Annotated in this window: 2 protein-coding genes; one reads left to right on the forward strand and one right to left on the reverse strand. The window is 64.1% G+C overall.

What is annotated here, in order from left to right; genetic code table 11:
• On the forward strand, window positions 1–1,110 hold a 1,110-nt coding region (locus tag XcuCFBP2542_RS18865), incomplete at its 5' end, for a glycoside hydrolase family 127 protein (protein ID WP_146090372.1).
• Between the two features lie 139 nt (window positions 1,111–1,249).
• On the opposite strand, the gene XcuCFBP2542_RS18870 is transcribed toward XcuCFBP2542_RS18865, so the two are convergent.
• Window positions 1,250–1,408 (reverse strand): DUF2256 domain-containing protein, encoded by a 159-nt coding sequence (locus XcuCFBP2542_RS18870; RefSeq protein WP_104605761.1) that lies wholly within the window; start codon window positions 1,406–1,408, stop codon window positions 1,250–1,252.
• Window positions 1,409–1,677: the final 269 nt, after the last annotated feature.

Raw genomic sequence — 1,677 nt, forward strand, 5'->3', positions numbered from 1 at the left:
GAAGGCGATGCAGACAAGCGGCAGGCCTGCCTGCGCCTGTGGGAAGACATGGTGCAGCGGCAGCTGTACGTCACCGGCGCCATCGGCGCGCAGAGCTGGGGCGAATCGTTCACCAGCGCCTACGACCTGCCCAACGACACCGCCTACGCCGAGAGCTGCGCCTCGGTCGGGCTGATGCTGTTCGCCAAGCGCATGTTGCAGATGGAAGGCGATGCGCGCTTTGCCGATGTCATGGAACGCGCCTTGTACAACACCGTGCTGGCTGGCATCTCGCTGGACGGCAAGGCGTTCTTCTACGTCAATCCGCTGGAAACGGTGCCGCGTACGATGGCTGCCAGCCATGCCCATGACCATGTCAAACCGGTTCGCCAGCCCTGGTTTGGATGTGCCTGTTGCCCGCCCAACATCGCCCGCCTGCTGGCTTCGCTGGGGCAGTATCTGTACACCCAGCGCGAGGATGCGCTGTCTCTGGACATGTATGCCGGCGGGCAGGTCGAGCTGGTACGCGACGGGGTGCACATCACCTTGTCGCAGCGCACCGACTATCCGTGGGATGGGCGGGTGGAGATCGGGATCGCGGCCGAACGTGCGTTCACCACCACGCTGGCCCTGCGCATCCCGGACTGGTGCCCGGCGCCCACGCTCGCGCTGGACGATGTGCCGCTGGCGTTCGAGCTGCGCAAGGGCTATGCGGTGATTACGCGTCAATGGCAACCGGGCCAACGTCTGGTCCTGGAACTACCGATGCCGATACGACGCGTGAGTGGTCATGCGCTGCTGCGGCAGGCTGCCGGCAAGCTGGCCCTGCAACGCGGCCCGCTGGTGTACTGCCTGGAGCAGGTGGACAACGGCAGCGAACTTTATCAAGTGGCCCTGCCGCGCTCGGCAGAGTTCACCCTGGTGCCCGGGGAGGGCGCATTGGCCGGCATGACCTTGATCCAGACCGATGGCCTGCGCCGCGTCGATCAATCCGAGACGGACACCTTGTACCGTTACGACGCTGCCGCACCCGGCTGGCAGACGCAGCGGCTGTGCTTCGTGCCGTATTTTGCCTGGGGAAATCGCGGCGAAGGCGAGATGCGGGTATGGGTGGAAAGCGCGGAGGCGTGAGTCCAGACGCGTGGACTCAGCGCCGCCAGAGGAAGCATCCGCACGGCGATCGAACCCGCCGTGGGGTGCTTCCACACCTGGCCGACTCCGGCGCTGCGGCGTGTGAGCGCAGCCCAGGTCCGGTGGCAGCGATCAGCGATCAGCGTTCCGCACGCTGCCGCTCGCTGTCACTGCGACATCGATCCGAACAGTACTTCACCTCGTCCCATACCTTTTCCCACTTCTTGCGCCAGCAAAATGGTCGCCCGCAGTGAACGCAGACCTTGTCTGGCAGGTGCTGCTTCTTGTGGGGTGCCATGGCAGAAGGGTTCCGGAACTGTGCGGTGTAGTGCCAGCATGTCATAGCGAGGTAACAGGCAGACGGCCCGCCGCCGCATCAGACGCATTTCTTCCAGCGCCGCCCGCGATACCAAGCGTCCGTCTCTCTTCATCATGGATGCTTGGATAGCAGGCGCTGACAGTTGTTCCTTAATTTACGGGTCTTCGCGGATCACTGTGGGTGCAATCGAGCATTTTCGGGTAGCGCGGGCAGGAAGCTGGCGATGATCTTGAGCCTCAGGAACTCCT

It is taken from the genome of Xanthomonas cucurbitae (assembly GCF_002939885.1).
Classification (GTDB): Bacteria; Pseudomonadota; Gammaproteobacteria; order Xanthomonadales; family Xanthomonadaceae; genus Xanthomonas; species Xanthomonas cucurbitae.